1 protein-coding gene is annotated in these 413 nt (G+C 61.3%); it reads left to right on the forward strand.

Annotated features, from left to right (window positions below; all coding sequences use genetic code 11):
- Nucleotides 1–413, forward strand: a 413-nt coding sequence (locus tag AC1D1Y_RS26610; RefSeq protein ID WP_477684985.1) for a PIN domain-containing protein, incomplete at both ends; no start/stop codon positions are given.

Raw genomic sequence — 413 nt, forward strand, 5'->3', positions numbered from 1 at the left:
AGGTGGTACTGGTGTCCAAGGACATCAACATGCGGGTCAAGGCCCGTGCGCTGGGCCTGGCCACCGACGACTACCAGAACGACAAGACGCTGGAAGACGGCGACCTGCTGTACTCCGGTGCCTTAGCCCTGCCCTCCGACTTCTGGGCCACGCATGGCCAGGCCGTGGAAAGCTGGCAACAAGGCCCGCACACCTTCTACAAGGTGGACGGTCCCGTGGTGCCCAGCATGATGATCAACCAGTTTGTCTACTTCGAATCCCCCGGCGAACCCAGCCTGTATGCCCGTGTGACCGAGATCCGTGGTACCACGGCCGTACTGAAGACGCTGAAAGACTTCAACCACCTGAAGAATGCGGTCTGGGGCGTGACCACCCGCAACCGCGAGCAGAACTTCGCGATGAACCTGCTGACC

Source organism: Polaromonas sp. P1_G1, assembly GCF_056405595.1.